Source organism: Campylobacter sp. TTU-622 (genome assembly GCF_016598965.1).
Classification (GTDB): Bacteria; Campylobacterota; Campylobacteria; order Campylobacterales; family Campylobacteraceae; genus Campylobacter_D.
Genome location: NZ_JAENKR010000134.1, coordinates 1 through 2,164, shown reverse-complemented (window position 1 = coordinate 2,164; position 2,164 = coordinate 1). Strand labels below are relative to the sequence as shown.

At 23.8% G+C, this 2,164-nt stretch carries 2 protein-coding genes and 1 pseudogene; all 3 read left to right on the top strand.

Annotation, left to right across the window (positions count from 1 at the left end; translation table 11 throughout):
* The first annotated feature begins 329 nt into the window (after nucleotides 1–329).
* A complete protein-coding gene (gene gltX, locus JG677_RS07855) occupies nucleotides 330–1,625 on the top strand; it encodes a glutamate--tRNA ligase (RefSeq protein WP_200286083.1) in 1,296 nt (431 codons plus the stop codon).
* 1 nt (nucleotide 1,626) lies between these two features.
* A complete protein-coding gene (locus tag JG677_RS07850) occupies nucleotides 1,627–1,908 on the top strand; it encodes a YggT family protein (RefSeq protein WP_200169427.1) in 282 nt (93 codons plus the stop codon).
* Nucleotides 1,905–2,164: pseudogene (locus JG677_RS07845) on the top strand (lytic transglycosylase domain-containing protein); the annotation flags it as partial. The gene JG677_RS07850 and the pseudogene JG677_RS07845, both read left to right, overlap by 4 nt.

Below are 2,164 nucleotides of genomic sequence, written 5' to 3'. Positions count from 1 at the left end.
ACAATAAGTAGGGGCAAATGATAAAGCTAAAATCTCATATATTTCATCACTTAAAAAATCTTCTTTACGAAACAGAAAAAAGAACATTTGCAAAATATAAAGTAATATTAAAAAATATTTTAAGAATTTATGCAAATATTTAAAAAAGGAAATTTTAACTATTAATCTTTTATAAATATATACATTTGCTAAAGCAAAAATAAATAAAATTGCAGAAAAAAAAATAAAAGCCAACATAAATCAAATTATACATAAAATTATATTAAATTTTTATATATTTTTTTTTGATATAATGGAAATTCAACTAAAAAACAATAAAGGCTATTATGATGTATAGATTTGCGCCTTCCCCTACAGGAGATATGCATATAGGAAATCTACGTGCTGCAATTTTTAATTATATTTGCTCAAAACAAGATAAAAATGGATTTGTTTTGCGCATAGAAGATACAGATAAAATGCGAAATATAGAAGGAAAAGATGAAGAAATTAAAGAACTTTTAAAACTTTTTGGTATTTCTTGGCAACATCTATATATACAAAGCGAGAATTTAAATTTTCATCAAAAAATGGCTTTAAAATTAGTAAGCGAAAAAAAAGCCTTTGCTTGTTTTTGCACTGAAGAAGAACTTAGCAAAAAAAAAGAATTGGCAAAAAAAAATAATCAAGCTTATCGTTATGATGGTACCTGCGAAAAATTAAAAGATATTGATGTTTTAAACTGCAATAAACCTTTTGTTGTAAGACTTAAAAAACCAAAAAATGATATAAATTTCAAAGATTTAATTAAAGGAGAGCTTAATTTTAAACCTGATGATATTGATTCTTTTGTTATTTTAAGAACAGACAAAACCCCAACTTATAATTTTGCTTGTGCAGTTGATGATATGCTCGAAAATATAACTTGTATTATACGAGGCGAAGATCATGTCTCAAACACACCCAAACAAGAACATATACGCAAAAGTTTAAACTATGAAAAAGAAATTATTTATGCACACTTACCTATTATTCTTAATGAAAATGGTGTAAAAATGAGTAAAAGAGAAGCGCATTCTAGTGTAAAATGGCTTTTAGAATATGGTATTTTACCAGATGCAATTATTAATTATTTAATTTTACTTGGTAATAAAACTCCATATGAAATTTTTACCCTAGAAGAAGCATTGGCTTGGTTTGATATTAAAAAAATTTCAAAATCTCCTGCAAGATTTGATTTAAAAAAACTTTTACAAATCAATAGAGAACATATTAAAAAAATGTCAAATGCTAAACTTAACGAGCTTCTAAATTTAAATAAAGATGTAGCAGAATTAGCTAAATTTTACACTCAAGAATCAAGCACTTTGGTAGAGCTTAAAAATAAAATGAAAACTATTTTTTCTATCAAAGATTATGAAGATTTTAAAAAAGAATGTTTAATCATTAGGGAAAATTTAAAAGATTATAATCTACCTCAAGATTATGAAGATTTTAAAAAAGAATTAATGAAAAAAACTAATTTAAAAGGAAAAAATTTTTTTATGCCTTTAAGAATTATTCTTACAGGCAGCATTCATGGTCCAGAACTTAGTGACTTATATACTTATATAAAACCTTTCATTAACGACTTAGCAAGGATATAAAATGATTATAGATTCCCTAATACTTTCTTTAATCCAAATTTTACAAATTATTATCAATATTTATATATGGATAATAATTATCACAGCACTTATAAGCTGGGTAAATCCGGATCCTTATAATCCTATTGTTCAAATTTTATATAAATTAAGTGCTCCCGCTTATAATATAATTAGAAAATTTCCAACACGTATTGGAAATATAGATTTGGCACCTTTAATAATTATTTTAGCTTTACAATTTTTAAATATATTAATCTCAAATTTAGTGAGACAATTTTTATGAAAAAAATATTTTTAATTTTTTTATTGTCTAATTTTTTATTTGGAAATTCTTATAATCTAGAAGAACTAAAACAAAAAGATAATTCTTTAGCTAAAGATTATTATATTTATAGACTTTTAGAAGAAAATAATGTAAGTAAAAATGAAGCACAAAGTCTTAATTCTCATATTTTTCGTTATATAGGAAAAATAAAAACTGAACTTGAAAAGATAGTACCTGTTGCAACTTATATCAACCCTTTATATAAACAATGTTT

What these genes read in the sequence shown, in the direction of transcription:
- JG677_RS07850 (WP_200169427.1), top strand. Translation starts at nt 1,627, where the DNA reads ATGATTATAGATTCCCTAATACTTTCTTTAATCCAAATTTTACAAATT.
- gltX (WP_200286083.1), top strand. Translation starts at nt 330, where the DNA reads ATGTATAGATTTGCGCCTTCCCCTACAGGAGATATGCATATAGGAAAT.